Here is a 23526-nt window from a genome sequence, read left to right on the forward strand (position 1 = left end):
ATCGGGCGAAGGCGGGGCGATCCGTGCCTCCCCGCCTGCGCCATGACCGTCAGCTGAGCACGATGCCGCCGTCGACATTAAGCGTCTGGCCGGTGACGAAGGCCGCATCGTCCGAGGCGAGGAAGGCCACCGCGCCGACCACGTCCTCCGGATCGCCGATGCGGCGCAGCGCCGTCTTGTCCTGCCACATCTTGCGGATCGCGGGATCGTCGAGGTTGACGCGGCCCATGTCGGTCATGATGATGCCGGGGCAGACGCAGTTCGCCGTGATGCCGTCGACGCCGACCTCCTGCGCCAGCACGCGGGTGAAGCCCATGACAGCCGCCTTCGAGGCGGAGTAGTGCGCCTGTTCCGGCGCGCCATGCTTGCCGCCGATCGAGGCGATATTGACGATGCGGCCGTATTTCGCCGCCTTCATCATCGGCAGCACGGACTGGACGACAAGGAAGGTGCCCTTGGCGTTCACGTCCATGACGCTGTCCCAGTATTCCTCCTTGAGACCGTCGACCTCGCCGGCGATCAGGATGCCGGCATTGTTGACGACGGCGTCGAGATGGCCGAACGCCGCCTTGATCTCGGCCGCCATCGCCTCAACCTCGGTCTTGCTGCTGACATCGGCAAGCACCGTCAGCGCCTTGCGGCCGAGGCCCTCGATCTCGCTCGCCACCTCGGCCAGCACGTCCTTCTGCCGGGCAATGTCATTGATGGCGACGTCGTAGCCGCGCTTCGCCATGCCGACGGCGATCGCCTTGCCGATGCCGCGGCTGGCGCCGGTGACGAGAACGGTGCGTGTTGCTTCGCTCATGGGGTGTCTCCTCGAGATCAGGCATTTCCAGCCGAAGCGTCTTCGTTTCGGCGTCGGACAATGCGGCAAGAACAAAAACAGGGCGCATGTCGGGCGATCCCATCGCCGGACATGCTTCGGACTCTACATGGCCGTGTAGCCGCCATCGACCGTCAGCACCGTGCCGGTGATGTAGCTCGACGCGTCGGAGGCGAGAAACAGCACGGCATTGGCGATCTCGCGCGGCGCGCCGAGGCGGCCCATCGGCGTCATCCGCATCCAGGTGCCGAACCATTCCTCGTTCGAGCGGCCGCGCAGCGTCAGTTCGGTACCGACATAACCGGGCGCCACCGCATTGACCCGCACGCCGCACTTCGCCCATTCGACGGCGAGCGATTTGGTCAGGAGGTTCACGCCGGCCTTGGCGGCATTGTAGGAGACCTGCGGCTGCGGAAAGACCGTCACCTCGCCGCAGATCGACGAGATGTTGACGATCGCCCCCCTGCTCCGCGCCACCATGCCGCGCCCGAAGGCCTGCGAGCAGTGGAAGACGCCGCCAAGATCGATGTCGAGCACCGACTGCCAGTCCTCCGGGCTCATCTCCAGCGCCGAGGCGTTGCGGACGATGCCGGCATTGTTGATGAGGATATCGACCTCGCCCTCGTCCGCGCCAATCCTCTCGACGGAAGCGGCGACGCCGGCCCGGTCGGTGACGTCGAGGAAGGTGAAGCTGGCGGCGCCACCGGCGTCGCGGATCGCCGCGACGACGACGGCGCCCTCCGCCTCGTCGCGGTCGGCGATGACGAGGCGGGCGCCGGATTCCGCCAGCCGCTCGGCGATCGCCCGGCCGATGCCGCGCGCCGCCCCGGTGACGACGGCAAGCCTGCCGTCGAGCCTGAAATCTCCGCTCATGCCGTCATGCCCCTTTGCCGATGTCGCGCACGGCCTTCAGCGCCGGGTAGAGCGCCAGATACTGCTCGTAGATCTCGTTGTAGAGAGCCATTTCGCGCGGGCGCGGCTCGATGCGCTTGCCCGGCCGCACCATCGCCTCGATGCCCTCATCGATCGTGGCGAAATGGCCGGCGCCATGGGCGGCGAGCACCGCCGAGCCGACCGAGGGCGCATCGCGCGAGGCGGGCACGCAGACCGGCAGGCCGGCGGTATCGGCATGGATCTGCAGCCAGAGATCGGACGCGCTGGCGCCGCCGCCGACCGTGATTTCGGCGCCGCGATAGCCGGCCTTGCCCATCGCGTCGAGGATGGCGCGGGTGCCGAAGCCGATCCCTTCCATGATGGCGCGGAAGACATGGTGCGGCTCGTGCGCCAGCGTCAGGCCGACGATCGCGCCGCGTGACAGCGGATCGGTATAGGGCGTGCGGTTGCCCTGGAAATGGTCCTGCACGATCAGCCCGTCGCAGCCGGGTTCGAGCGCCTGCGCCTTGCGGTTCAGCTCGTCGAGGTCCATCGTGCCGTTCATCATCCGGCCGAGCCAGGCGATGATCGAGCCGGTGGAGGTCTGCCCGCCCTCGACGATGTAGCGGCCGGGATAGACGCAGTCGCGATAGGTGCCCCAGACGCCGGGCGCGTTGAGCGGCGTCTCCGAGACGCCGAACTGCAGGTGCGAGGAGCCGGTGATCAGCGCCAGCTGGCCGGGTTTCGCCACGCCGAGGCCGATCATGCCGATCAGCGCGTCGGCGCCGCCCTGCACCAGCTTCACCTTCGTCGACAGGCCGAGCTCGGCGGCCGCATTCGCGGAAATCGGACCGACGACCTCACCGGGGGCGACGATGCGGGCCGGCCATTTCGTCAGGAGTTCGGGAATGCTGAGCTTCTCGACCATGGTCGCCGCCCAGCCGCCGCGATCGGTCTGGTAGTGCCAGCGCAGCGTGACGTTGTTGAGGCTGGCGGCGCGCTCGCCGGTAAGCCGCAGTGTCATGAAATCCTGGTATTCGCAGATCGTGTGGGCCGCCTTGAAGATCTCCGGCTCGTTGCGGGCGATCCACAGCGCCTTCGGGATCATCCATTCGGCCGAGACCGGGCCGCGACCGCCGCCATTGACGATCAGCGCGTCGTCGCCGGTGGCAAGCACGGCGTCCGCCTCCCGGTTGGCGCGGACATCCATCCAGATGATCGCCGGGCGCAGCGCGCGTCCATCCTTGTCAAGCGCGACCACGGTGCAGCTCGTCGTCGCCATGGCGATCGATTCGATATCGCCGGGATCGATGCCGGCCTCGGCGATCGCGCCTTTCGAGGCGGTGACGAAGGAACGCCACCAGTCCTCCGGATCCTGCTCGGCGCGGGCACCGGCGGAAAATTTCGTCTCGTAGGGCACGGCGACGCTGCCGAGGCAGTTGCCGGCGAGATCATAGACGCGGGCGCGCAGGCTCTCGGTGCCGCCATCCGCCGTCAGGAAATAAGCCATCCCGTTTCCTCCTCCTTCGAAGCGCGTTCAGCCCTCGGACCGGCGCTTCAAGTTCTTCTTTTCAGCATGATCGGATCGATCCTCGCTTCACCCGGTCGGATCATGCTCAGGCTCGCCGCATGGGGACCGGAACCGGCCCCCTGCGACGTGTCGTCCTCGTTACTGCTGCAAGGCCCGGAAAATTTCCAACGCCTTGGCGCCGTACATCACCGAGGGGCCGCCGCCCATCTCGACGGCGACTTCCAGCGCCTCGACCAGATCGGCTTCCTTCGCGCCGTGCTTCAGCGCGCCGTCGAGATGATAGACGATGCAGTCCTCGCAGCCCTTGGTCACGGCGATCGCCGCGGCGATCAGCTCCTTCTGGGCGGCGGTGAAGCTGCCGGCGGCCGTCGCCGCCTTGCTCACCTTCGAGAAGCCGCCGAAAAGCTCGGGGCTCGCTTTTGCAAACGTGCCGATGCGGCGCTGCGCATCTTTCAGTTGGTCCCTGGCGTCTGCCATGTCCTGTTCCTCCGATTGTCAGGAAAGAAGGATGTCGAGCACATCCTTCGTCTGGTCCCATTGCGGCATGTGGCCGGAACGGGCGAGGAGATGGATCGCGACCCGCGGCGGCACGGCGGTTACCTGCTGCCATGGAATGATCCGGTCCTCGAGGCCGAACACTATGCGGACGGGGAGAAGCCCGGCAAGCCTTTCCAACCGCGTGAGACTGTCCACCTTCTGCCCGGCGGGGCCGGCCAATGCTGCGGCAAGCGCCTTGAGACGTCCTTTCGCCAGATCGGCCGCGAGTGCGACAAGCGCCGCTTCCGACAGATCGAGCCGGTTCGGCGACAGGCGGCGCAGCAGATGGGCGACCTCGCCGGCACTGTCGGCTTCGGCCATACCATGGACGAAGCCCGTGTCGATCTCGTGGCCGAGGCCGGCGGGCGCCAAAAGCGTCACGTCGGAGACGCGACCCTTCGCCGAAAGCGCCAGATCCAGCGCGGCGACAGACCCCAGCGAGTGACCGACGAGACGGACCGTCTCGCCCGGCGCCACCTGGTCGAGGAAGGCCGGCAGGCTGGCGGCGAGATCGCTGGCGGATGCCGCCTCGATCGTCGTCAGGCCGTGGCCGGGCAGATCGGGAACGAGCACGCGATAATCGGCGCGCTTCAGGCTGGAGGCAAGTGCCGCCCAGGTCGTGCGGTCGCCGGAAAAGCCGTGCAGCAGCACGACGGTGCCCTTCTCGCCCTTGCCGGTATCGAGATAGGCGAGCCGGCCTGCGGCCAGGCTGGCGAACAGCACGTCGCGCGGTGCGGGCGATGTCGCGCTGCCGAAAGCGGACGCCTCGACGTCGGACTTCTCGACACGGCCGCGCCAGCCGGTGCCGGCGATGGTGCGGATGTCGATGCCGTGGCGGCGGGCGATACGGCGGGCGAGCGGCGTGGCGCGCACCGGGCCGGAGGATGGGGCGCGGAGTGCGACCGCAGGCTTGGCGACCGGTGCTTCCGCCGCCGCGACCGTGGCGACGGCTTCCGCCGCTGCCGTCGTCGCCGGATCGGTTCCCGCCGCGGCGAGGTCGGCGGACGAAATGGCGATGCGGGCGATCGGATCGCCGACCGTGACCATCTCACCGTCGCCACGCGTGATGGAAACGAGCGTGCCGTCCATCAGCGCCGGGAACTCGGCGATGGTCTTGTCGGTCTCGATCTCGAGGATCGCCTCGCCGCGCTTGAAAGCATCGCCGGGGCCTTTCAGCCAGCGGGCGACGCGGCCTTCGTCCATCGTCTCGCCGAGACGCGGCATGGCAAGGTCGGTTTCGACGATGCCCGTCGCAGTGAGAGGCGCGGACACCGGAACGGTGTCTTCCGCCGTCCAGTCCGGGCCGGTGCCGATGTCGATCCGGGCGATCGGCGTGCCGACCGCGATCATGTCGCCGATCTCGACGAGGATATCGCCGAGCACGCCCTCACCGAGCGCCGGGAATTCGGCAATCGTCTTGTCCGTCTCGATCTCGAGGATCGGATCGCCGCGCTTGAAGGCGTCGCCGGGCCTGATGAGCCAGCCGACGATCCTGCCCTCGTCCATCGTCTCGCCGAGGCGAGGCATTTTCAGGGTGCGTTCCGTCATCCGACCAGTCTCGCGGCAACATTGGCGATGACCTGCGGCGTCGGCACGCTGCCGGTTTCAAGCTCCTGCGACACCGAGATCGGGATATCCTCACCGGCAACCCGCACCACGGGCCGTTCGAGGAAATCGAAGCATTCCTCGGAGATGCGCGCGGCAAGCTCGGCGCCGACGCCGGCGGTCATCACGCCTTCGGTGACGACCATCGCCTTGCCGATCGCCTGAACGCGCTCGCGCACCGTGTCGAAATCGAGCGGGTTCAGCGTGCGCAGGTCGATGACGGTCGCCTCGATGCCCTGCTTGGAGAGCGTCTCGGCCGCTTCCAGCGCGTAGAAGAGCTGGCGCGAATAGGTGACGATGACGAGATCCTTGCCCTCGCGGCGCACGGCCGCCTTGCCCCATGCCAGCGGCTCGGCGTCGAGATCGACCTCTTCCTTGCGGGTATAGAGCGCCTTGTGCTCGATGAAGACGACCGGATCGGGCTTGGTCAGGCTCTGGCGTAGCAGGTGATAGGCGTCGGAGACCGTCGCCGGCATGGCAAGCCTGAGACCCGGCGTATGCATGATCCAGCCTTCGAGGCTCTGGGAATGCTGGGCGCCGGCGGAACGGCCGGTGCCGCCTTGCGTGCGCAAGACCATCGGCACGCCGATCTGGCCGCCGAACATGTAGCGGATCTTCGCCGCCTGGTTGGCGAGCTGGTCCATCGTCATGCCGAGGAAGTCGATATACATGAGTTCCGCGACGGGGCGGAGCCCCGTCATCGCGGCTCCGACCGCGGCGCCGACGATGGCGGGCTCGGAGATCGGCGTGTCGATCAGGCGCTCGGGCCCATGGGTCTTGATCAGGTCCTTGGTGACGCCGTAGGCGCCGCCATAGCGGCCGACTTCCTCGCCGATGACCACGACGGTCGGGTCCGCCGTCATCGCATCGTCCAGCGCCTTCCTCAGCGCATCCCTGTAGGTCATCGAAACCATTATGCATCATCCCTTGCAAGTACGCGGTCGAGCCGGACGCTGACGGGCTCGGGCTCCGGCTCGCCGACGGCGTAGACGTCGCGGAACATCGAGGAGAGCGGCGGCGCTTTGGACTCGATCGTGTAGTCGATGGTCGCGTCCATTTCGGCGGCGATGTCCTTGTCAAGCGTGTCGAGCGTCGCCGCGTCGGAGAGCTTCGTCTCGATCAGCTTGCCGCGGGCAAAGAGCACCGGATCCTTCTTGCGGCCTTCCAGTTCCTCCGCCTCCTGGCGGTAGGGGCTCTTGTCCATGCGCGCATGGCCGAAGAAGCGGTAGACGTCGATCGAAAGGAAGCCAGGCTTGCCGGCGCGGGCATCGTCGACCAGCCATTTCGCCGTCGCCTCGACCGCCTCGACATCGAGACCGTCGACCACGGCGCCGTTGAGGCCGAAGGCTTTCGCGCGTTCGTCGAAGGCGGTGTTCGCCGTCGCCTGGTCGACGCGGGTGCCCATGCCGTACTGGTTGTTGATGCAGACGAACATCACGGGGAGCTTCCACAGCGCCGCCATGTTCATGCTTTCGTAGAGGATGCCCTGCTGCATGGCGCCGTCGCCATAGAAGGCGAAGGCGACCGAATCCTGCTTGAGGAGCTTGCTGGAGAGGCCGGCGCCGACGACCGCCGGAATGCCGCCGCCGACGATGGCATTGGCGCCGAGATGGCCGAGCGCCATGTCGGCGATGTGCATCGAGCCGCCCTTGCCGGAGCAATAGCCGGTTTCCTTGCCGCCGATCTCCGCCATCATTCTTTTGGGGTCGGCACCGCGGGCGAGAAAAATGCCGTGGCCGCGATGGTGGGTGGTGAAACGGTCCTGCGGCTGCATGGCTGAGCAGACGCCGGCGGCCGACGATTCCTCGCCGATCGACAGGTGCAGCATCGAGCCCGCCGACTGGCCCTTGATGAAGAGTTCGCCGACGCGCTCCTCGAAGGTGCGGATCCGCCGCATGGTGCGGTAGAGCTCGAACAGGTTGGAATTGACGGGACCGGTCACGCGCCCCTCCTTTGATCCGTGTGTGAATGACGTGCCATGCCGGACCCGCGCCTCAAAGCAGCTTGAGCTTGGTGGTGCGCGAGACGATGGCGACGGCGACGAGGATGATGATGCCCTTGACGATCGACTGGATATAGGTGTCCATGCCGATGAGGTTGAGGCCGTTGTTGATGACGCCGATGAACAGCGCCCCGAAGAAGGTGCCGACGACGGTCGCCGTGCCCGGGCGGAACATGGTCATGCCGATGAAGACCGTAGCGAGACCGTCGAGCAGGTAGCGCTCGCCGGCATTGGGCTGGCCGGAACCGAGGCGGGCGGCGAGCAGCGCGCCGGCGACGGCGGCGAACAGGCTGCAGACGATGAGGGCGGCGGCGCGATAGAAGCGGCCGTTGACGCCCGAAAGCTCGGCGGCGCGCAGGTTTCCGCCGACGGCGTAGATGTAGCGGCCGAAGATGGTGCGCTCCATCACGAACCAGGCGATCAGCACGAAGACGACCATCGCGTAAGCCAGCATCGGGATGCCGAGAAACTGGCCCTGGCCGAGGAAGAGGTAGCTGTCCGGCAGGCCGCCATAGATGGCCCGGCCGCCGGTCGTGAGAAAATTGATGCCGTAGAGGATCGAGCCGGTGGCGAGCGTCGCGATCAGCGAGGGCACGCCGACGAGGGTGACCAGCGCCGAATTGACCGCGCCGACGACGATGCCGGCGGCGACACCGGCCAGCAGCGCCAGCGGCAGCGGCGTGCCGTTGATCAGGAGCAGCGGCACGAGAATGCCGGCCAGCCCGACCATGTAGCCGACCGACAGATCCATCTCGCGGGCGGCGAAACCGAAGGTGAGGCCGGCGCCGACGATGGTCAGCATCGAGATCTGCTGGATGATGTTCAAAAGGTTCGAGGCCGTCAGGAAGCGGTCGACGGTCAGCGCGAAGCCGAGGAAGAGGAGGATGAGGGCGAAAAGCGTGCTGTAGCGCATCAGCCAGGCGCGGTTGAAGCGGCCGGAGGATGGGGATGTCGCGCCCTTGGCGAGGTCGGAACCTGAGGTCATTGTGCTGCTCCTGCCATGGCGGCAATGAATCTGGCTTCGGAAAAGTCGGGCCGCGCGATGTCGGCGCCCGGCCGGCCGTTGACGAAGGGGACGACCCGGTCGGCGACGTCGGCGATCTCGATCAGGTCGGAGGAGGTGACGATGATGGCGGTGCCTTCGGCGGCAAGCCGGCGCAGATGGTCGTGGATCTCGCGCTTGGCGCCGATGTCGACGCCCTCGGTCGGCTCGACGAAGATCATCAGCCTGTAATGCGCGCCGGCGCCGTAGAGCCACTTGCCGATCGACACCTTCTGCTTGTTGCCACCCGAGAGGTCCTTGATGAACTGGGCGTGGGAGAAGGCCTTGACGTTGAGCAGCGCCATGATGCGGTCCGCCTCCCGGCCTTCCTTCGCCGGCGACAGGACGCCGGTGCCGCCATGGGCGGCGAAGGACGGGTGGACCATGGCGAGGTTCTCGCGCACGTCCCAGTCGCCGATCAGCGAATTTTCCATGCGCTGGTCGGGGATGAAGGCGACGCCCTTCTTCTGCATGGCGCGGGCGTCGACGGTGGCGATGTCCTCGCCGCCGAGCGCCAGCCGGCCCGCCGTGACGCCGCTGCCGGTATAGATCGAGCGGGCGAAGCCGAAATGGCCGGCACCGGTCAGGCCGATCAGGCCGACGATCTCGCCGGCGCGGATGGAAAAGCGGTCGACGGAGAGGGAGCCGGCGCGCCAGCCCTCGACCGTGAGCACGGTCGCGCCGAGCGCCGCGGAGGCATGCGCGGCCTCCGCCCTGGCCGAGGCGCCGGAGCGCTGCAGCATGAAATCGACGAGCTGCGCCTCGCTCGCCTCGGCTGCGGGAATCGTCGTGATGTGACGTCCGTCGCGTAAGACCGTGATCCGGTCGCTGAGCGCCTTCACCTCGGAGAGGAAATGGCTGATCAGCACGATGCCGACGCCCTGCTTCGGCAGCGACTTGATGATCGCCCAGAGGCTTTCCTTCTCGCGGGCCGGCAGCGTCGCGGTCGGCTCGTCGAGGATGACGAGGCGGATGTCGCCGCGCAGCGCCCGGACGATCTCGATCACCTTCTGGTCGGCCATCGGCAGGGTCTCGACCGGCGCGTCGAGGTCGATCGACACGTCGGGAAACCAGCGCGCCATCAGCGCGCGGGCGCGCCGCGTCAGCTCGCCCTTGTTGATGATGCCGAGGCCGCGCCTCGGCTCGTCGCCGAGCAGGATGTTCTGCGCGCCGGAAAGCGAGGGGACGAGGCTGCCCTCCTGCGAGACGTGGGCGATGCCCTTGCGCAGCGCGTCGCCGGGGCTTGCCAGCGTCACGGGCGTGCCGTCGACGGTGATCGTGCCCGAGGTCGGCTGCCGGCTGCCGCCGAGAATGCTGACCAGCGTCGTCTTGCCGGCGCCGTTCTCGCCGATCAGGCCGTGGACCTCGTTGAAACGGAACTCGGCGCTGACGGTGTCGAGCGCGCGCGTGCCGGGATATTGCATGACGATGCCGGTAAGGCTCACGGCCATGGCGCCCTCCTCCAGACGGTGACGGCGGAACCGGCGGCATCAGGCGCCGCCGGCCGCATCAGGATTGTTCGCGGCCGGGCCCGGGATCGCCGGGCCCGGCGTCCCCGGTCACTTCGGGAGGAAGTCCTTGCAGTTCTGCTTGGTGACGAGCGGCGCGTCCATGTAGACCGTCTTCGACGGGATGACGGTCGCGGCGTCCTCCTTCTTCTCGACGATCGCCTCGATCCAGTCGCCGAGCTGGCCGCCCATCTTCTCGAAAGGCTGGCTGACGGTGGCGATCATCAGGCTGTTGTCCTTGCAGACCTCGGCGACCGCGTTCGGATGACCGTCGATGCCGATGACCTTGACGTTCTTCAGGCCAGCCGCCGAGAGCGCGTTGATCGCGGCCTGGGCCGGCTCGTCCCAGGGCGCCCAGACGGCGTTGATCTGGTCCCCGAAGCGGGCGGCATAGTCCTGCATCGTCGAGGTCGTGTCCTCGAAGAAGGCGGTGTAGTCGATGTTGTGCTCGGCAAGCACCTTGACGTCCGGATATTCCTTCAGGATCGTCTCCATCACGTCGCCGCGCTTGCGGGTGCCGTGATGCTCGGCCATGCGCAGGAAGATGATGTTGCCCTTGCCGCCGAGTTCGTTGAGCAGGTAGGGCGAGACGCTCGACGACATCGCCCAGTTGTTCGTCGTCACATCGACGATGACGCCGTCGATATAGCCGCTGTCGGCGGTGAAGATCGGGATCTTGGCGGCGACCGCAGCGTCAATCGCCGCGCGCGAGGCGCGCAGGTCCGCCATGGTGATGACGATGGCGTCGACGCCGCGCGAGGCCGCGTCCTGCAGGTTCGAGGCGGTGCGCTCGCCCGAGCCGCCGCTGTCGAGCAGGCTGACCTTCCAGTCCTTGCCCTTTTCCTTGAGCCAGGCGTCGAAGCCCGCCTTGACGCGCTGTTCCGACTGGGCCGCCGCATTGGCATGCACCCAGGCGATGTCCATGGCACTGGCGCTGACGGCGCTCAGCAGAAGACCCATGGCGGCCGCGACGGCCGCCTTCCTCAAATGTCCGATCATGTGACCTCTCCTCCGGGCGGGTCCTCCACATTGACCCGCGTCTCCATTCGCGCTGATGTGGCGAATGACCATGATCATCGTTGACCCCATTACAAATGTCAAGTCAGAATACATTTGTAATGGGAGGGAGAGCCTATGCCTGATTCCGAAGAAAGCCTGATGGTGCGCGCCGCGTGGTTCTACTATGTCGGCGGGCTCAACCAGGAGATGACCGCAACCCGCCTCGGCGTCACCCGCGCCCGCGTCAACAAGATGCTGTCGGAAGCGCGCGAGAGCGGCCTCGTCAGCATCTCGATCGACCACCAGCGGGTCGGCATGCTGCCGGTCGAGGACAGCCTGCGGGCGCGTTTCGAACTGGATTTCTGCACCTCGACGCCGGCCTTCGGCTTTCGCGACGGCCGCGACGGCGATCAGGACGTGCGCAAGCAGATCGGCTTTCGCGCGGTCGGCGTCGCCGCCGCCAACCATCTGAAAACTCTGCTTTCGGAAAACCCCTCCGCGACGATCGGCACCGGCTGGGGCCGCACGATCGAGCAGATGACGCTGCAGTTCGCCGGCATCCGCGCGCCCTCGGCCCGCTTCATCTCGGTCATGGGATCGCTGACGGCGAACAATGCCTACAATCCGTTCGAGGTCGTGCATGCCCTGGCCCGGCGCACCGGCGGCGAGGGCTACTTCCTGCCGGTGCCCTTCATCGCCGACTCGATCGAGGACCGGAAGGTGCTGATGTCGCAACGCTCGGTGGTGAAGGCGCTCGAGATCGCCCGTGCCGCCTCGGTCTGCATCGTCAGCGCCGGCGAGCTGACCGAAACCTCGCTCCTGCGCCGGCAGGGCATGATCTCGCGGGCGGAACTGGAGAGCCTGCGCAAGGCCGGCGCGGTCGGCGACACCAACGGCATCTTCTTCGACGATCAGGGTCGGCAGATCGACCACGACCTCAACGAACGCACCATTGCGCTGCGTTTCGAGGAACTGATGACGATCCCGGTCATCCTGCTGATCTCCGGCCAGGAGAAGGCGGAAGCCGCGCGGGCGCTGCTGAAAAGCGGCATCGTCAACGGGCTGATCATCGACGGGGACGCGGCCGAGGCGCTCGACGCGCTCGGCTGAGGCGGCGGCCGCCGAATCATCGCGCGGACCGTTGCGCTTCCGCCCGGCTTTCTTTAAAGCCTCGCCATGATCCCCCAAGCCCGAGAGAAGCCGGCATGACCGACAGCATGCATCCCGATTCCGTTCTCATCGTCGACTTCGGCAGCCAGGTGACCCAGCTGATCGCCCGGCGCGTGCGCGAGACCGGCGTCTACTGCGAGATCCATCCCTTCCAGAACGCGGCGCAGGCCTTCGAGACGATGCAGCCGAGAGGCGTGATCTTCTCGGGCGGTCCCGCCTCGGTGTCCGACGAAGGCAGTCCGCGGGCACCGCAGGCCGTGTTCGACAGCGGCGTTCCGATCCTCGGCATCTGCTACGGCCAGCAGACGATGTGCCACCAGCTCGGCGGCACGGTCGAGGGCGGGCATGCGGCGGAGTTCGGCCGCGCCGACGTCGAGATCCTCAGGGCAAGTCCGCTGTTTGCCGGCGTCTGGGAGGTCGGCGGACGCTACCCGGTCTGGATGAGCCATGGAGACCGGGTGACGAAACTGCCGGAAGGCTTCGAGGTGATCGCCACCTCCGAGAACGCGCCCTTCGCCATCGCGGCGGACGAGCGGCGGCGCTACTATACCACCATGTTCCATCCGGAAGTGGTCCATACGCCCGACGGCGCAAAACTTCTCTCCAACTTCGTGCATGGCATCGTCGGGCTGAAATCCGACTGGACGATGTCGGCCTATCGTGCGGAGATGATCCGCAAGATCCGCGACCAGGTCGGCGCGGGCCGGGTGCTCTGCGCGCTTTCCGGCGGCGTCGATTCCTCCGTCGCCGCGATCCTCATCCATGAGGCGGTCGGCGACCAGCTGACCTGCGTCTATGTCGACCATGGCCTGATGCGCATGGGCGAGAGCGAACAGGTCGTCGGCATGTTCCGCGACCATTACAACATCCCGCTCGTCCATGTGGAGGCGTCGGACCTGTTTCTCGGCCAGCTCGCCGGCGTCTCCGACCCGGAGGTGAAACGAAAGACGATCGGCCGCCTGTTCATCGAGGTGTTCGAGGCGGAGGCCGTCAGGATCGCCGGCGACGGCAAGGGCGCGCCGAACTTCCTCGCCCAGGGCACGCTCTATCCCGACGTGATCGAAAGCGTTTCCTTCTCCGGCGGCCCCTCGGTCACGATCAAGTCGCACCACAATGTCGGCGGCCTGCCCGAGCGGATGAACATGCAGCTCGTCGAGCCGCTGCGCGAACTGTTCAAGGACGAGGTCCGCGCCCTCGGCCGCGAGCTCGGCCTGCCCGACAGCTTCATCGGTCGCCACCCCTTCCCGGGCCCCGGCCTCGCCATCCGCTGCCCGGGTGTCGTCACCCGCGAAAAGCTCGACATCCTGCGTAAGGCCGATGCGATCTATCTCGACGAGATCCGCAAGGCCGGCTTGTATGACAGCATCTGGCAGGCTTTCGCCGTCCTGCTGCCGGTGCAGACCGTCGGCGTCATGGGCGACTACCGCACCTATGATTTCGTCTGTGCGCTCCGCGCCGTCACCTCCGTCGACGGCATGACGGCCGATTTCTACCCCTACGACATGGACTTCCTCGGCCGCGCCGCCACCCGCATCATCAACGAAGTCCGCGGCATCAACCGCGTCGTCTACGACGTGACGTCGAAGCCCCCGGGGACGATCGAGTGGGAATGATTCAGGCCCATCCAAACGACGCCGAATCTACACTGCGATACGACCTAACGCACTGAAAATAAAAATAAATCTCTCCTATGCCTATCGATATCTATCGGCGGGCATAGATCGCGTTCGGCGGCCTCGCTGACGGGCCTCGCCCCATTGATCAACTGGAAAAACGAAAGTACCGTCAGGTCAATCGAGGCCAATGACGGTACTTTTTTCGAACTAATGCACTGAAACAAAAGCATTTTCGACGCCATCGGCCTGCAAAAAACGCCTGACGGTACTTTTTCGCGAGGAGGCCCGAAATGTTGACCGATGCAGCACTCAAGTCTTTGAAACCAAAAGCCAAAATGTACAAGGTTTCCGATCGTGACGGCATGTATGTGCGCGTCGCGCCATCGGGCGCCATCTCGTTCAGGCTCGACTATCGGCTGAACGGCAGGCGGGAGACCGTGTATCTCGGCAGATATGCCCGTGACGGAATATCGCTTGCCAGGGCACGCGAGCTATGCATCGACGCGCGGCGCGCGATCACCGAGGGGCGGTCTCCTGCCATCGAGAAGCAGCGCGAGAAGCGCCGGATCAAGGAAGCAAAGAGTTTTGGCCAGTTCGGCGAGAAGTGGCTGACCAACGCGACCATGGCCGACAGCACGCGCGCGATGCGTCGTTCCATCTTCGAACGCGAACTCATGCCCGTCTGGCGGAATCGTCTCCTGACGGAGATCACACCGGATGATCTACGCACTCACTGCGGCAAGATCGTCGAACGGGGTGCGCCTGCAACTGCTATCCATGTGAGGGATATCCTGAAGCAGATCTACGGCTTTGCTATTCTGCACGGCGAGAAGGTCGCCAATCCGGCCGATGACGTCGGTCCAGCCTCGATCGCTACCTTTACGCCGAAGGACCGTGCGCTCTCGCCCGCAGAGATCCGCATCATGTTCAAGCAGCTCGAGCATGTTGCGACGTTGCCAACGATCCGCCTCGGTATGAAGCTCTACCTGCTCACCATGGTCCGGAAGAGCGAGTTGCAGGATGCAGTTTGGGACGAGATCGATTTCGACAACGCCGTCTGGACCATCCCGAAGGAGCGCATGAAGCGGTCGAAGCAGCACAACGTCTACCTGTGCCGACAGACTTTAGACATCATGATCGCGCTCAAGACATGCTCCGGCAACTCCCGATATCTTTTGCCGTCCCGGTACGACGCGGACGCGCCAATGTCTCGCGCGACCTTCAATCGGATCACCTACGCCGTCGTCGAGCGAGCCAAGAAGGAGGGGCTGCCACTGGAGCCTTTCACGGTCCATGATCTGCGGCGTACGGGCTCGACGCTACTAAATGAGCTGGGCTTTATTAGCGACTGGATCGAAAAGTGCCTGGCGCACGGGGACGGGCGTTCGTCGCGCGGCGTCTATAACAAGGCCGAGTATGAGGTGCAGCGTCGGCATATGATGCAGCAGTGGGCGGATACCGTGGACGCCTGGATCGACGGCCGGAAGTATGCCCCCACGCTTTTGCCACAAGCTATGCCCTTGATGGAACTGGATCCCGCCCTTTGACCGGGCGGGATTTGCGCTTGGTGAAGTCAGGGTGCTGTGCTCGACGGATCGGGGCAGCCCGCCGTGCCATTAGCCACGCCTCGACCTCGGCCAAGTCCCAGACGATACAACGTGGCGAGAGCGCGAATCGACGGGGAAACTCGCCACGCTGCTCCATTTCATAAATAGTGCTGTCAGCCATCGGCACCATCTCCCGCAACTGCTGCCGCCGGATTGTTCTCCGAATTTGCGTAGTTTCGATCTTTGCCATGCTCAATCTCCTGCGTTGCTGAGGCGATTGAGACTGATAGATGCTGATACTGGAAGCCCCGTCGAGATTCCGTGGGGTGTTTTCGGGCTATGGCGTACACATCGGCGGGTTTTTCTTGATTTCTAGGTGCAGCATAAAGGCAGACAGGGGCTGATAGAAAAGCTCAAAACTTGCGGCGCTCGCTACGAAGAGGCGCAATCAGTAGACGCGGCTCCCTCAAAAAGTGGTTTGTCTGCCAATCCACAGAAAAACACGACGAGTTGAAAACGTCGTATTTTGAGTGGGTTACGGGTGAAGGAGAAAAGGCTGGCGATATTCGGTTTTCGCTCTAGGTGCAGTATAGGTGCAGAGAGCGTCGTCTAGAATCGGCGGCAAATGTGCGGGTGTGGTGGAACTGGTAGACGCGCCGGATTCAAAATCCGGTTCCGAAAGGAGTGTCGGTTCGATTCCGACCACCCGCACCATCCTTCAAATCGGGCCGAATTCCGCGGCCTTAGGAAACGAAGCGGCCTATGGGTTGTCGTTCACGACCTATGGAGACCTGATGCCGCGTCACCAGTTCAATCTGTCCGTTCAACGTGAGTTCGCAATACGCGCGACGCATTTCTGTTCGAATCGGCAACGCCTGCGGTTGATCGCGGGTCCGCGTTCAGGTGGTCAGCGCGTGTTTGGAATGAGATTTTGCTCAGTCGGCGTTGCGCGCGGCGGCAATGGCTGCGGTGTTCTCGTACATCTGGCCGCGGACGATCTTTCCGTCCCGCATCTCTAAGCGAGCAAGGAAGTCGCTTTCGGCGATCTTTGCGGTCTCGCGATGTCGCAACCGAAAATGACCTTCGGCAAAGACCTGGTTGCCGGCATCGGTAAATCGCTTGATCTCGTATGCGAGCAGCTCGTACTCGGAGAAGAGAAGCGTCGTCAGGCGCTGATATCCCTCGCGGCCCTTATGCTCGTAGCCCGCCCAGGGGATAGCGGCTCGCAGTTCATCGTTGCACGCGCAGGAGACCGCAAACCGAAAATCGGGATGAACGTAATCGCAAAAGGCATCATCCACGTCGCCGCAGTGCTGCGCGCTAAAGAACCTTTTTGCGGCTATGATGTTTGGCTTGTCCGGCATGGTGTTAGCGTTTTTGTCTCATCACGAGTTGTCCGGTGATTCAGGCGTCCGGCTGGCTGCAACCCGCAGGAAAATGCCAATGGAGAGCGATGCCGAACCCCTCCGTTCCCATCTTTGTCGCCGACTGGATACTCATCATCCAGCTCGGTTGCGGCTGCGGCTTGCTCGCGTCCGGTGCAGAATGACAGTTGTTTGTGCATTGATAATTTGGTCAAAAAATGACAGACTGTTGTGATGGCGACAACAATCGATTTCCTGGAGATGCAGGCCTTTATCGCAGTGGTGACCGAAGGGTCTTTCACCGCCGCAGCGGAACGCCTTGAAACGGATAAGGCGCGGGTGAGCCGCATTGTGCGGCGAATGGAAGAGAAGCTAGGCGCGCGGCTTTTGAACCGATAGACCCGCCATCTCAGCGTGACGGAGGTCGGGCGTGATTATCTCGAACGCGCCTCGTCGATCCTGGCGGCTGCAGAAGCTGCCGAGGCTGCCGTAGCCCAACGGACGCAAGAGCCGAAGGGCCGCCTCAGAATAACTGCTGGCTCTGAATTTGGAACGATGCGGGTCGATGGCTGGATCGCCATGTTCTTACGCAAGTGGCCGAAGATCACCGTCGAAACGGAATATACGAACCGCCTCGTCGATATCATTCATGAAGGTGTCGATGTCGCAATACGCATCGGCCCCCTCCAGGACTCGGAGCTCTCGGCCCGCAGGCTGGGAGAGCTAACCTATGGTTTATATGCTTCCCCCGAATATCTGCGGAAAGCCGCACCTCTCCGGAAGGTGGATGATCTGAAGCGGCATGACCTCATCATGCATTCGCCGCGCGGTCGTCCGGGCTGGACGCTGGTGAATGGTGAGCAGACGGAGAAGGTGTGGCACGCTCCGCGTTGCGCCCTCGATAACACCATCGCCGCTAGGAACCTGGCGCTGTCCGGCTTGGGAATAGTGCAGCTTCCGCGTTACATGGCCGAGCCGCACGTTGCCGAAGGCGCTTTTACTAGAGTTTTGCCGGGCTGGGCGCGTATCCCCGTTCCAGTCCACGCAGTCTTTGCTTCGACGCGCTATATGGACCCCAAGGTTCGGGGCTTTGTCGACCTCTGCCGTGATGGCTTTAGGAGCGACGTCGAAAGCCTTAGCTGAGACATTCACTGCGCCCGAAGCGGTAGAATCTCACTCCCGGAACGCCAGGCTGTCGGTATCAGCCCGCAAGAGACGCCCGGATAATGACCGCTTGAGCGCGCGGGAAGCGTTAAGAGCGCGGTCCTGATCGGCGCGAATGCTGGCGGAGAGGCTTAGTTTGAACGGCCGGCTATCGCCCTACCTTGTCGCGCCAGCCTACTAACTAATTGTCGGCGACAGGGACAACAGTCTGTTGCCCGCTGCCAGACTGTTAATTCTTCGGTCAAATCCATATTTTTCGTTGTGTCGCTTGCTGCGGCGCTCGCCGTCGGAGGGTGGGCGAGATGGCGCCGGCGCAAGAGTCCTGTCGGCGGCTACCGCCCCTATGAAGAAAGACAACGTACATGACACAGACAATCGGCATCATCGGCTCCGGCCTTGTCGGCAAGGCCGTCGCGCGCCTCGCCATCGCGGCGGGCTACAAGGTCGTCATCAGCAACTCCCGCGGCGCGGACACCATCAAGGACCTGATCGGGGAGCTTGGTCCGCTGGCGAGTGCTGGCACCACCGAGGAGGCCATCGCGGCGGGTGACATCGTCACGCTTTCCATCCCGATCGCTGCCTCCGAGAAGCTGCCCGCCGACAAGTTCGCGGGCAAGATCGTGCTCGACCAGACGAACTACTATCCAGCATTCGGCAACAACGACGTCCTCGACAAGGCCGAGCTGACTTCCAGCGAACTGATCCAGCAGCGTCTGCCGGGAGCGAAGGTCGTCAAGGGCTTCCACAACCTGAGCTGGCTTCACATGAAGGCCAACGCGACGCCGAAGGGTTCGGCGAACCGCACGACGCTGCCGATCGCGGGCGACGACGCTGGCGCGAAGCAGGCGGTGACCGAGTTCTTCGACAAGATCGGCTTCGATACCATCGACGCGGGTTCGCTCGCGGATAGCTGGCGCATCGAGCCGAGCACGCCGATCTACTTCTGGGCCTACGCTCCGAAGGTAGACTTGCAGGCGACCGGCCCCGAAGCCGGGCGCGCCTACACGCAGCCCGGCACGCCCGTGTCGCGCGACGATGCTCAGCGTCTGATCGACGAGGCAGAGCGCCCGTCGCCGATCGGCGGCACGTTTGAAGGCATGCCACAGGTCCACGTCGACCTCTTCATGGCCCAGGCAAGCGCCGCGACCGTCGCGAAGTGACCGTCTGCCGGACGCCCGTCGAAGGACGTCCGGCACTCGATTGTGGGAGGTCCTGCGGGGCTCGCCAGACCACGTATTCAGGAGCCGCAGCGATGCCGAGCGAAGACCATCTCACCCCTTTCCTTGAGGCAATGCACAGGGGCGATATCGCGCGCGCGGGCAAACATTTGTCCGAGACCGTCCAACTCAACAGCCCGATCCTTCCCACGCCATTCAAGGGGCGGGCCAGTGTGGCCACTGTCCTCGCCGAACTGGTCTCCACGATCGATGCCTTTGAGCCGAAGATGATGATGCGCGACGGTGCCGACGTCATCGCCGTCATCACGATCCGGTTCGAAGATCATGTGATCGACGCGTTCGACCACATCCACTTGGGCGAGGATGGCCGCATCGAAACCATGACTATCGCATGGCGCCCGCTGCCCGCCGTTGTCGCCGTCCAGCAGCGGCTTGTCCCCAAACTCGGCGGAAAAGCGATGCGCCTCGTTCCGATCGAGCCGTAGGCTCAGTAGATCTTGCTGTGGGCTCGGCTGGCGAATACCCGGATGTGCGCATCCTTCAACAACTAGGCCGCATGCCTCGCGAGACTTGCGGGCACACTAGCGAACAAAAGGAATACGACATGGAAGGTGGAAGAATGCCAGGCCCCGACCATCCGATTACAATCGCCCCGGCGGGCAAGAGGGTCGTCGTCAAGCTGGATGATGCCATACTTGCCGACAGCCGCGACGCCCTCATCCTCAAGGAGGCAAGCCTTAATCCGGTCTATTACATCCCGCGCGCGGATGTCGCGATGGGCGACCTCAGCTCGAGCGACACCAGCACCCATTGCCCGTACAAGGGCGACGCCAGCTATTTCAGCGCGCGGAATGGCGACGCTAAGGATGTCGCCTGGTCGTACGAGAACCCTTTCGATCACATGCTGATCATCCGGGGATATCTCGCCTTCTACCCCAACCGAGTCGACACCATCGAAACAACGCCTTTCGACTGAAATGCTGGGTCATCGAGACGGCTCGGTAGCTCCATTCCGCTGTTGTTTCACCGACAACCCCGTAGCCGTATCGAGCCGCCCAATGCTGAATATACAGACGCGCGCTGATTGTTCGTTCGACCGGCGCCTGCCAGAATGTTGTCCATGACATCGACAGTCGGCTTTTCGGAGATGCAGGTTTTCGTCGCCGTAGTGACGGAGGAGTCCTTCACCGCTGCGGCTGATCGCCTCGACACGGATAAGGCTCGCGTGAGTCGGATCGTGCAGCGGATCGAGGAGAAGCTTGGCGCGAGGCTGCTAAACCGATCGACCCGACGGCTCAGCGTCACGGAGGTCGGCAGGGACTATTTCGAGCGCGCCTCTTCGATCCTTGCCGCGGCGGAGGCAGCCCAAGCAGCGGTCGCGCAGCAGAGCCAAGAACCCCAGGGCCGTCTGAAGGTCACTGCGACGCCAGAATTCGGCACCACACGGGTCGATGGCTGGATAGCCGCCTATTTATCCAAGTGGCCGAAGGTCACCGTAGAGGCGGTGTACTCCATCAGGTTCGTCGACATCATTCATGAGGGGATCGATGTCGCGATCCGTATCGGCACGTTGCAAGATTCTGATCTGTCGGCCCGCAAGCTTGGTGAGATTACTTACGGTCTCTATGCCGCGCCAGGATACCTGAAGGGCGGCGCGGAGCTTCGCACCGTCGACGATTTGAAGCGCCACGACCTTATTACGAAGACCTCCAGCGGTCGTGCGAGCTGGACCCTTGTCAACGGCCAAGCGACAGAAAAGGTCTCGCAAACGCCACGCTGCGCGCTCGATAACATCGTTGCCGCCAAGAACCTGACCGTATCGGGGTTAGGAGTGGCGCAACTTCCGCGCTTCTTGGCTGAGCCACACGTGGCGGACGGAACCCTGGTAACGGTATTGCCCGGCTGGGCGAGCATACCGATGCCGGTTCATGCCGTTTTTGCCTCCACGCGCTACATGGACCCGAAGGTGCGCGGCTTCGTCGATCTTTGTCGTGCTGCTTTCGGTGATGGTAGCGACGCCAATCTGTCCTGAAGCAAGCCGACCGATGAGGGGCTCGTGCTCGAACATTGTCAACCAACCGTCGATGGACTGCTTCGAAACCTGTAGCCTGTGCGGTTCGGAGGAGGACGATCTGCTTCGCTGCCGGCGTCGTTGAGACCAGACGAGCGGTTTCGTGCCTGGCTGAAGCTTAGAATTGCGCCGGAGAATCTCGGCGATCGAGCGCTAGTTCCTCATTGTTGGTCGCAGGAGCAACAGACTGGGGTTCGTCGGGCATCTAATCCATTCAAGAGCAATATCCTAGCTTTCAACCGAACCGCTCCTCGGGGAGCGCAAACGTTGAGGTAGACAGGATATCTAATGAAAATCGGAATCTTAAACGCCGGCAATCTCGGCAGTCGTCTGGCGCGAGCTTGGGCGGCCGCAGGCCATGAACTCGTGATTGCGAAGGACGGTGAGGACCGGAAGCTCGCACCATTACTTGCAGAGCTGGGCGGCAAGGCCCGACTCGGGACGATCCGCGAGGCAGCTGAGTTCGGCGACGCTGTTCTATTCTCCGTTTATTGGCCGCGGGTCGAAGCAATCGTGGCCGAGGTCAGCGACGCGCTCGACGGCAAGGTCGTTATCGAGACCATGAACCCGCTCGGCGTCACCGCGGATTTCGTACACTTCCACGATCTGGAATTTATGCGCGACAGCTCGACCGCGGAAGATTTGCAGCGGCGGTTGCCAGAGGCACGCGTCGTCAAGGCATTCAACCTCATTGCGGCTCCGGCGCTCGAAGCGGCAGCTTGGTCGGCGTCGCCTGTGCAGCCCAACGTCTTCTACGCAACCGACGATAAGGCCGCTGGCGACGTAACGCGGGGCCTTATTGCTGATGCTGGATTCAAGCCCGTCAACGCCGGCGATCTCAAGGGTGCCCGGCAACTCGAACAGGTCGGCGTCTTCCTGCACCACATCGCGGACAACGAGTTTGGCGGCGACGCCGACCTCATCCGCCTGGCTCTCACGGTCGCAGAGGCCAATCCCGGTCCGATCGTGCGCGAGCGCGTCGCCTGAGCCGTCGCAGGCTTCGCCACCTCATCCTTGAACCACACATTCCACATATCGAAGGAGAACTATATGTCGCACGTCCTCAAAGGGAAAACTGCCCTCGTCACCGGCGGATCACGCGGTATCGGTCGGGCGATTGCCGAGCGGCTCGCCGCCGATGGCGCGACGGTCGCGGTCACCTACAATGCGAGCAGCGCGGGCGCCGACGAAACGGTCGCGGCAATTGAGAAGGCGGGCGGCACCGCCTTCGCGTTACACGCGGACCTCGCGGACGCTGGTTCGATTCCCGGATTGTATGAGGAACTCGACCGCGAACTGACGGAGCGAAACGGCAGCAAGACGCTCGACATTCTTGTCAATAATGCGGGGAATTCGGGGTGGGGCGGTCTGTCCGACGCCACGCCAGAGGCCTGGGACACCATGGTTGCCGTCCACGCCCGGGCGCCGTTCTTCATGGTCCAGTCGGCGCTCAGCCGACTCTCTGATGGCGGGCGGGTCATCAACATCTCATCGGGGCTCTCCACACGCCCGCAACCGATGGTGCCGATCTATTCGATGGCCAAAGCCGCGATCAACAATCTTACCCATTCGCTCGCGATGGAGCTTGGTCCCCGCGGCATCACGGTGAACGCCGTGGCCCCCGGTTGGACGCGGACGGACATGAATGCCGCTGTGCGAGAGGATGCCAACACCGTGAAGGCGATAGAGGGCGACACCGCATTCGGCCGCTTCGGCGAAGCCTCCGAGATCGCCTCAGTCGTTGCCTTTCTCGCATCGGACGAAGGCCGGTGGGTGACCGGCCAGGTGGTCGAGGCGAGCGGCGGCTACAGGCTCTGACCACGTCAGAGCACCATCTTCGAAACTTTCCCGGCGCCGAGGCTCCCGAGGGTCGGCGCCGGCCAAGATCCGCGGCCGCACAGGCATCGTTCGAACCGTCCCATAATTTAGGAGAGCGCTCATGAAGATCGGAATCATAGGATCAGGTGAAATCGGCGGCTCGTTGGCCCGCCGGCTCGCGAAACTTGGCCATCAAGTATCAATCGCCAACTCGCGCGGGCCTGAATCGCTTGCAGATCTCGCCGCCGAGACCGGGGTCAAGGCGGTGACCGTCCATGAAGCGGCGCGAAGCGGCGAAGTCGTCTTCGTCGCGATCCCGGCGTTCAGGATCGCCGATCTGCCGAAGGATCTCTTCAACGGTGTGGATGCCGATGTCGCCGTTGTCGAGACGGGGAATTATTACCCCCAAGAGCGGGATGGGCGGATCGATCCGATCGAAGAGGGGAAAGCTGAAAGTCGCTGGGTGGCAGATCAGCTAGGCAGTGTCCCCATAAACGTTGTTCATCTTATTGACGGTGTATGATTCAATCTCCTTGAAAGGAGATTGCCATGCGCCGTCACGAATTGAGCGACGAAGAATGGGCTGTCATTGCACCTTTTTTGCCGAACAAGAGCGGCGGGGTTGAACGTGTCGACGACCGCCGGGTGATCAACGGCATCCTGTGGCGTTTCAGAACG

The 23526-nt window shown here is 64.1% G+C and carries 25 protein-coding genes and 1 tRNA gene; 14 read left to right on the plus strand and 12 right to left on the minus strand.

Features of this window, described 5'->3' with window-relative positions; translation table 11 throughout:
* Positions 1 to 49: 49 nt before the first annotated feature.
* From ACEVQ6_RS18710 to ACEVQ6_RS18755, 10 genes are all read right to left on the minus strand, one after another.
* Positions 50 to 805 carry an SDR family NAD(P)-dependent oxidoreductase gene (locus tag ACEVQ6_RS18710; protein WP_374890563.1) on the minus strand — a complete coding sequence of 252 codons (756 nt, stop codon included), beginning with the start codon at positions 803 to 805 and terminating at the stop codon, positions 50 to 52.
* A gap of 123 nt (positions 806 to 928) precedes the next feature.
* The gene (locus tag ACEVQ6_RS18715; protein ID WP_374890564.1) at positions 929 to 1696 is read right to left on the minus strand and encodes an SDR family NAD(P)-dependent oxidoreductase; all 768 of its coding nucleotides are present in this window, start codon (positions 1694 to 1696) and stop codon (positions 929 to 931) included.
* 4 nt (positions 1697 to 1700) lie between these two features.
* Positions 1701 to 3206 carry an FGGY-family carbohydrate kinase gene (locus tag ACEVQ6_RS18720; RefSeq protein ID WP_374890565.1) on the minus strand — a complete coding sequence of 502 codons (1506 nt, stop codon included), beginning with the start codon at positions 3204 to 3206 and terminating at the stop codon, positions 1701 to 1703.
* A gap of 159 nt (positions 3207 to 3365) precedes the next feature.
* Positions 3366 to 3704 carry a carboxymuconolactone decarboxylase family protein gene (locus ACEVQ6_RS18725; protein ID WP_374890566.1) on the minus strand — a complete coding sequence of 113 codons (339 nt, stop codon included), beginning with the start codon at positions 3702 to 3704 and terminating at the stop codon, positions 3366 to 3368.
* An 18-nt stretch (positions 3705 to 3722) separates the two neighbouring features.
* Positions 3723 to 5312: an acetoin dehydrogenase dihydrolipoyllysine-residue acetyltransferase subunit gene (locus ACEVQ6_RS18730; protein ID WP_374890567.1), complete on the minus strand. Its 1590-nt coding sequence runs from the start codon at positions 5310 to 5312 to the stop codon at positions 3723 to 3725.
* A complete protein-coding gene (locus tag ACEVQ6_RS18735; protein WP_374890568.1) occupies positions 5309 to 6283 on the minus strand; it encodes an alpha-ketoacid dehydrogenase subunit beta in 975 nt (324 codons plus the stop codon). The genes ACEVQ6_RS18730 and ACEVQ6_RS18735 overlap by 4 nt, the downstream gene beginning before the upstream one ends.
* On the minus strand, positions 6283 to 7311 hold the full coding sequence (locus ACEVQ6_RS18740) for a thiamine pyrophosphate-dependent dehydrogenase E1 component subunit alpha (protein WP_374890569.1): 1029 nt from the start codon (positions 7309 to 7311) through the stop codon (positions 6283 to 6285). The genes ACEVQ6_RS18735 and ACEVQ6_RS18740 overlap by 1 nt, the downstream gene beginning before the upstream one ends.
* Positions 7312 to 7363: 52 nt before the next feature.
* Entirely contained in the window at positions 7364 to 8356 is a 993-nt protein-coding gene (locus ACEVQ6_RS18745) for an ABC transporter permease (protein WP_374890570.1), read from the minus strand.
* Positions 8353 to 9864: a sugar ABC transporter ATP-binding protein gene (locus tag ACEVQ6_RS18750; protein ID WP_374890571.1), complete on the minus strand. Its 1512-nt coding sequence runs from the start codon at positions 9862 to 9864 to the stop codon at positions 8353 to 8355. The genes ACEVQ6_RS18745 and ACEVQ6_RS18750 overlap by 4 nt, the downstream gene beginning before the upstream one ends.
* Positions 9865 to 9972: 108 nt before the next feature.
* Complete coding sequence (locus ACEVQ6_RS18755) at positions 9973 to 10920, minus strand: sugar ABC transporter substrate-binding protein (protein ID WP_374890572.1); 948 nt, start codon at positions 10918 to 10920, stop codon at positions 9973 to 9975.
* Between the two features lie 135 nt (positions 10921 to 11055).
* On the opposite strand from ACEVQ6_RS18755, the gene ACEVQ6_RS18760 reads away from it, so the two are divergent.
* From ACEVQ6_RS18760 to ACEVQ6_RS18770, 3 genes are all read left to right on the plus strand, one after another.
* Positions 11056 to 12030, plus strand: a complete 975-nt coding sequence (locus ACEVQ6_RS18760) for a sugar-binding transcriptional regulator (RefSeq protein WP_374890573.1) — start codon at positions 11056 to 11058, stop codon at positions 12028 to 12030.
* A gap of 95 nt (positions 12031 to 12125) precedes the next feature.
* Positions 12126 to 13703, plus strand: coding sequence for a glutamine-hydrolyzing GMP synthase (guaA, locus tag ACEVQ6_RS18765; RefSeq protein ID WP_374890574.1), 1578 nt, complete (start codon positions 12126 to 12128; stop codon positions 13701 to 13703).
* A 293-nt stretch (positions 13704 to 13996) separates the two neighbouring features.
* Complete coding sequence (locus ACEVQ6_RS18770) at positions 13997 to 15253, plus strand: tyrosine-type recombinase/integrase (RefSeq protein WP_374890575.1); 1257 nt, start codon at positions 13997 to 13999, stop codon at positions 15251 to 15253.
* Here ACEVQ6_RS18770 and ACEVQ6_RS18775 read toward each other — a convergent pair.
* Entirely contained in the window at positions 15219 to 15503 is a 285-nt protein-coding gene (locus tag ACEVQ6_RS18775) for a helix-turn-helix transcriptional regulator (RefSeq protein WP_374890576.1), read from the minus strand. The two genes, ACEVQ6_RS18770 and ACEVQ6_RS18775, sit on opposite strands and share 35 nt — an antisense overlap.
* 379 nt (positions 15504 to 15882) lie before the next feature.
* Between ACEVQ6_RS18775 and ACEVQ6_RS18780 the strand changes: the two genes are divergently transcribed.
* A tRNA-Leu gene (locus tag ACEVQ6_RS18780) sits at positions 15883 to 15967 on the plus strand.
* A gap of 221 nt (positions 15968 to 16188) precedes the next feature.
* On the opposite strand, the gene ACEVQ6_RS18785 is transcribed toward ACEVQ6_RS18780, so the two are convergent.
* Positions 16189 to 16617 carry a nuclear transport factor 2 family protein gene (locus tag ACEVQ6_RS18785; protein ID WP_374890577.1) on the minus strand — a complete coding sequence of 143 codons (429 nt, stop codon included), beginning with the start codon at positions 16615 to 16617 and terminating at the stop codon, positions 16189 to 16191.
* 234 nt (positions 16618 to 16851) lie between these two features.
* Here ACEVQ6_RS18785 and ACEVQ6_RS18790 point away from each other — a divergent pair, with 234 nt between their 5' ends.
* The 10 genes from ACEVQ6_RS18790 to ACEVQ6_RS18835 form a co-directional block, all read left to right on the plus strand.
* Positions 16852 to 17016, plus strand: coding sequence for a helix-turn-helix domain-containing protein (locus ACEVQ6_RS18790; protein ID WP_374890578.1), 165 nt, complete (start codon positions 16852 to 16854; stop codon positions 17014 to 17016).
* Positions 17017 to 17031: 15 nt separating this feature from the next.
* On the plus strand, positions 17032 to 17760 hold the full coding sequence (locus ACEVQ6_RS18795; RefSeq protein ID WP_374890579.1) for a substrate binding domain-containing protein: 729 nt from the start codon (positions 17032 to 17034) through the stop codon (positions 17758 to 17760).
* A 383-nt stretch (positions 17761 to 18143) separates the two neighbouring features.
* The gene (locus ACEVQ6_RS18800) at positions 18144 to 18941 is read left to right on the plus strand and encodes an NADPH-dependent F420 reductase (RefSeq protein WP_374890580.1); all 798 of its coding nucleotides are present in this window, start codon (positions 18144 to 18146) and stop codon (positions 18939 to 18941) included.
* A 92-nt stretch (positions 18942 to 19033) separates the two neighbouring features.
* Entirely contained in the window at positions 19034 to 19444 is a 411-nt protein-coding gene (locus ACEVQ6_RS18805) for a nuclear transport factor 2 family protein (protein ID WP_374890581.1), read from the plus strand.
* 119 nt (positions 19445 to 19563) lie between these two features.
* Positions 19564 to 19935: a DUF427 domain-containing protein gene (locus ACEVQ6_RS18810; protein WP_374890582.1), complete on the plus strand. Its 372-nt coding sequence runs from the start codon at positions 19564 to 19566 to the stop codon at positions 19933 to 19935.
* 144 nt (positions 19936 to 20079) lie between these two features.
* Entirely contained in the window at positions 20080 to 20991 is a 912-nt protein-coding gene (locus tag ACEVQ6_RS18815) for a LysR family transcriptional regulator (protein ID WP_374890583.1), read from the plus strand.
* 327 nt (positions 20992 to 21318) lie between these two features.
* A complete protein-coding gene (locus ACEVQ6_RS18820; protein WP_374890584.1) occupies positions 21319 to 22017 on the plus strand; it encodes an NADPH-dependent F420 reductase in 699 nt (232 codons plus the stop codon).
* A 63-nt stretch (positions 22018 to 22080) separates the two neighbouring features.
* Positions 22081 to 22848 carry an SDR family NAD(P)-dependent oxidoreductase gene (locus ACEVQ6_RS18825; RefSeq protein WP_374890585.1) on the plus strand — a complete coding sequence of 256 codons (768 nt, stop codon included), beginning with the start codon at positions 22081 to 22083 and terminating at the stop codon, positions 22846 to 22848.
* A gap of 121 nt (positions 22849 to 22969) precedes the next feature.
* Positions 22970 to 23371, plus strand: a complete 402-nt coding sequence (locus ACEVQ6_RS18830) for an NAD(P)-binding domain-containing protein (RefSeq protein ID WP_374890586.1) — start codon at positions 22970 to 22972, stop codon at positions 23369 to 23371.
* A gap of 26 nt (positions 23372 to 23397) precedes the next feature.
* Positions 23398 to 23526, plus strand: a 129-nt coding sequence (locus tag ACEVQ6_RS18835) for a transposase (RefSeq protein WP_374890591.1), incomplete at its 3' end; no start/stop codon positions are given.

It is taken from the genome of Ensifer soli (assembly GCF_041928815.1).
Taxonomy (GTDB): domain Bacteria; phylum Pseudomonadota; class Alphaproteobacteria; order Rhizobiales; family Rhizobiaceae; genus JBHFEI01.

Excerpts from the sequence above, each read along its gene's own strand:
- ACEVQ6_RS18785 (WP_374890577.1), bottom strand. The coding sequence starts at position 16,617 with ATGCCGGACAAGCCAAACATCATAGCCGCAAAAAGGTTCTTTAGCGCG.
- ACEVQ6_RS18790 (WP_374890578.1), top strand. The coding sequence starts at position 16,852 with ATGGCGACAACAATCGATTTCCTGGAGATGCAGGCCTTTATCGCAGTG.
- ACEVQ6_RS18715 (WP_374890564.1), bottom strand. The coding sequence starts at position 1,696 with ATGAGCGGAGATTTCAGGCTCGACGGCAGGCTTGCCGTCGTCACCGGG.
- ACEVQ6_RS18750 (WP_374890571.1), bottom strand. The coding sequence starts at position 9,864 with ATGGCCGTGAGCCTTACCGGCATCGTCATGCAATATCCCGGCACGCGC.
- ACEVQ6_RS18800 (WP_374890580.1), top strand. The coding sequence starts at position 18,144 with ATGACACAGACAATCGGCATCATCGGCTCCGGCCTTGTCGGCAAGGCC.
- ACEVQ6_RS18735 (WP_374890568.1), bottom strand. The coding sequence starts at position 6,283 with ATGGTTTCGATGACCTACAGGGATGCGCTGAGGAAGGCGCTGGACGAT.
- ACEVQ6_RS18805 (WP_374890581.1), top strand. The coding sequence starts at position 19,034 with ATGCCGAGCGAAGACCATCTCACCCCTTTCCTTGAGGCAATGCACAGG.
- ACEVQ6_RS18710 (WP_374890563.1), bottom strand. The coding sequence starts at position 805 with ATGAGCGAAGCAACACGCACCGTTCTCGTCACCGGCGCCAGCCGCGGC.
- ACEVQ6_RS18725 (WP_374890566.1), bottom strand. The coding sequence starts at position 3,704 with ATGGCAGACGCCAGGGACCAACTGAAAGATGCGCAGCGCCGCATCGGC.
- ACEVQ6_RS18755 (WP_374890572.1), bottom strand. The coding sequence starts at position 10,920 with ATGATCGGACATTTGAGGAAGGCGGCCGTCGCGGCCGCCATGGGTCTT.
- ACEVQ6_RS18775 (WP_374890576.1), bottom strand. The coding sequence starts at position 15,503 with ATGGCAAAGATCGAAACTACGCAAATTCGGAGAACAATCCGGCGGCAG.
- ACEVQ6_RS18720 (WP_374890565.1), bottom strand. The coding sequence starts at position 3,206 with ATGGCTTATTTCCTGACGGCGGATGGCGGCACCGAGAGCCTGCGCGCC.
- ACEVQ6_RS18810 (WP_374890582.1), top strand. The coding sequence starts at position 19,564 with ATGGAAGGTGGAAGAATGCCAGGCCCCGACCATCCGATTACAATCGCC.
- ACEVQ6_RS18745 (WP_374890570.1), bottom strand. The coding sequence starts at position 8,356 with ATGACCTCAGGTTCCGACCTCGCCAAGGGCGCGACATCCCCATCCTCC.
- ACEVQ6_RS18760 (WP_374890573.1), top strand. The coding sequence starts at position 11,056 with ATGCCTGATTCCGAAGAAAGCCTGATGGTGCGCGCCGCGTGGTTCTAC.
- ACEVQ6_RS18830 (WP_374890586.1), top strand. The coding sequence starts at position 22,970 with ATGAAGATCGGAATCATAGGATCAGGTGAAATCGGCGGCTCGTTGGCC.
- ACEVQ6_RS18730 (WP_374890567.1), bottom strand. The coding sequence starts at position 5,312 with ATGACGGAACGCACCCTGAAAATGCCTCGCCTCGGCGAGACGATGGAC.
- ACEVQ6_RS18815 (WP_374890583.1), top strand. The coding sequence starts at position 20,080 with ATGACATCGACAGTCGGCTTTTCGGAGATGCAGGTTTTCGTCGCCGTA.
- ACEVQ6_RS18770 (WP_374890575.1), top strand. The coding sequence starts at position 13,997 with ATGTTGACCGATGCAGCACTCAAGTCTTTGAAACCAAAAGCCAAAATG.
- ACEVQ6_RS18825 (WP_374890585.1), top strand. The coding sequence starts at position 22,081 with ATGTCGCACGTCCTCAAAGGGAAAACTGCCCTCGTCACCGGCGGATCA.
- guaA (WP_374890574.1), top strand. The coding sequence starts at position 12,126 with ATGACCGACAGCATGCATCCCGATTCCGTTCTCATCGTCGACTTCGGC.
- ACEVQ6_RS18820 (WP_374890584.1), top strand. The coding sequence starts at position 21,319 with ATGAAAATCGGAATCTTAAACGCCGGCAATCTCGGCAGTCGTCTGGCG.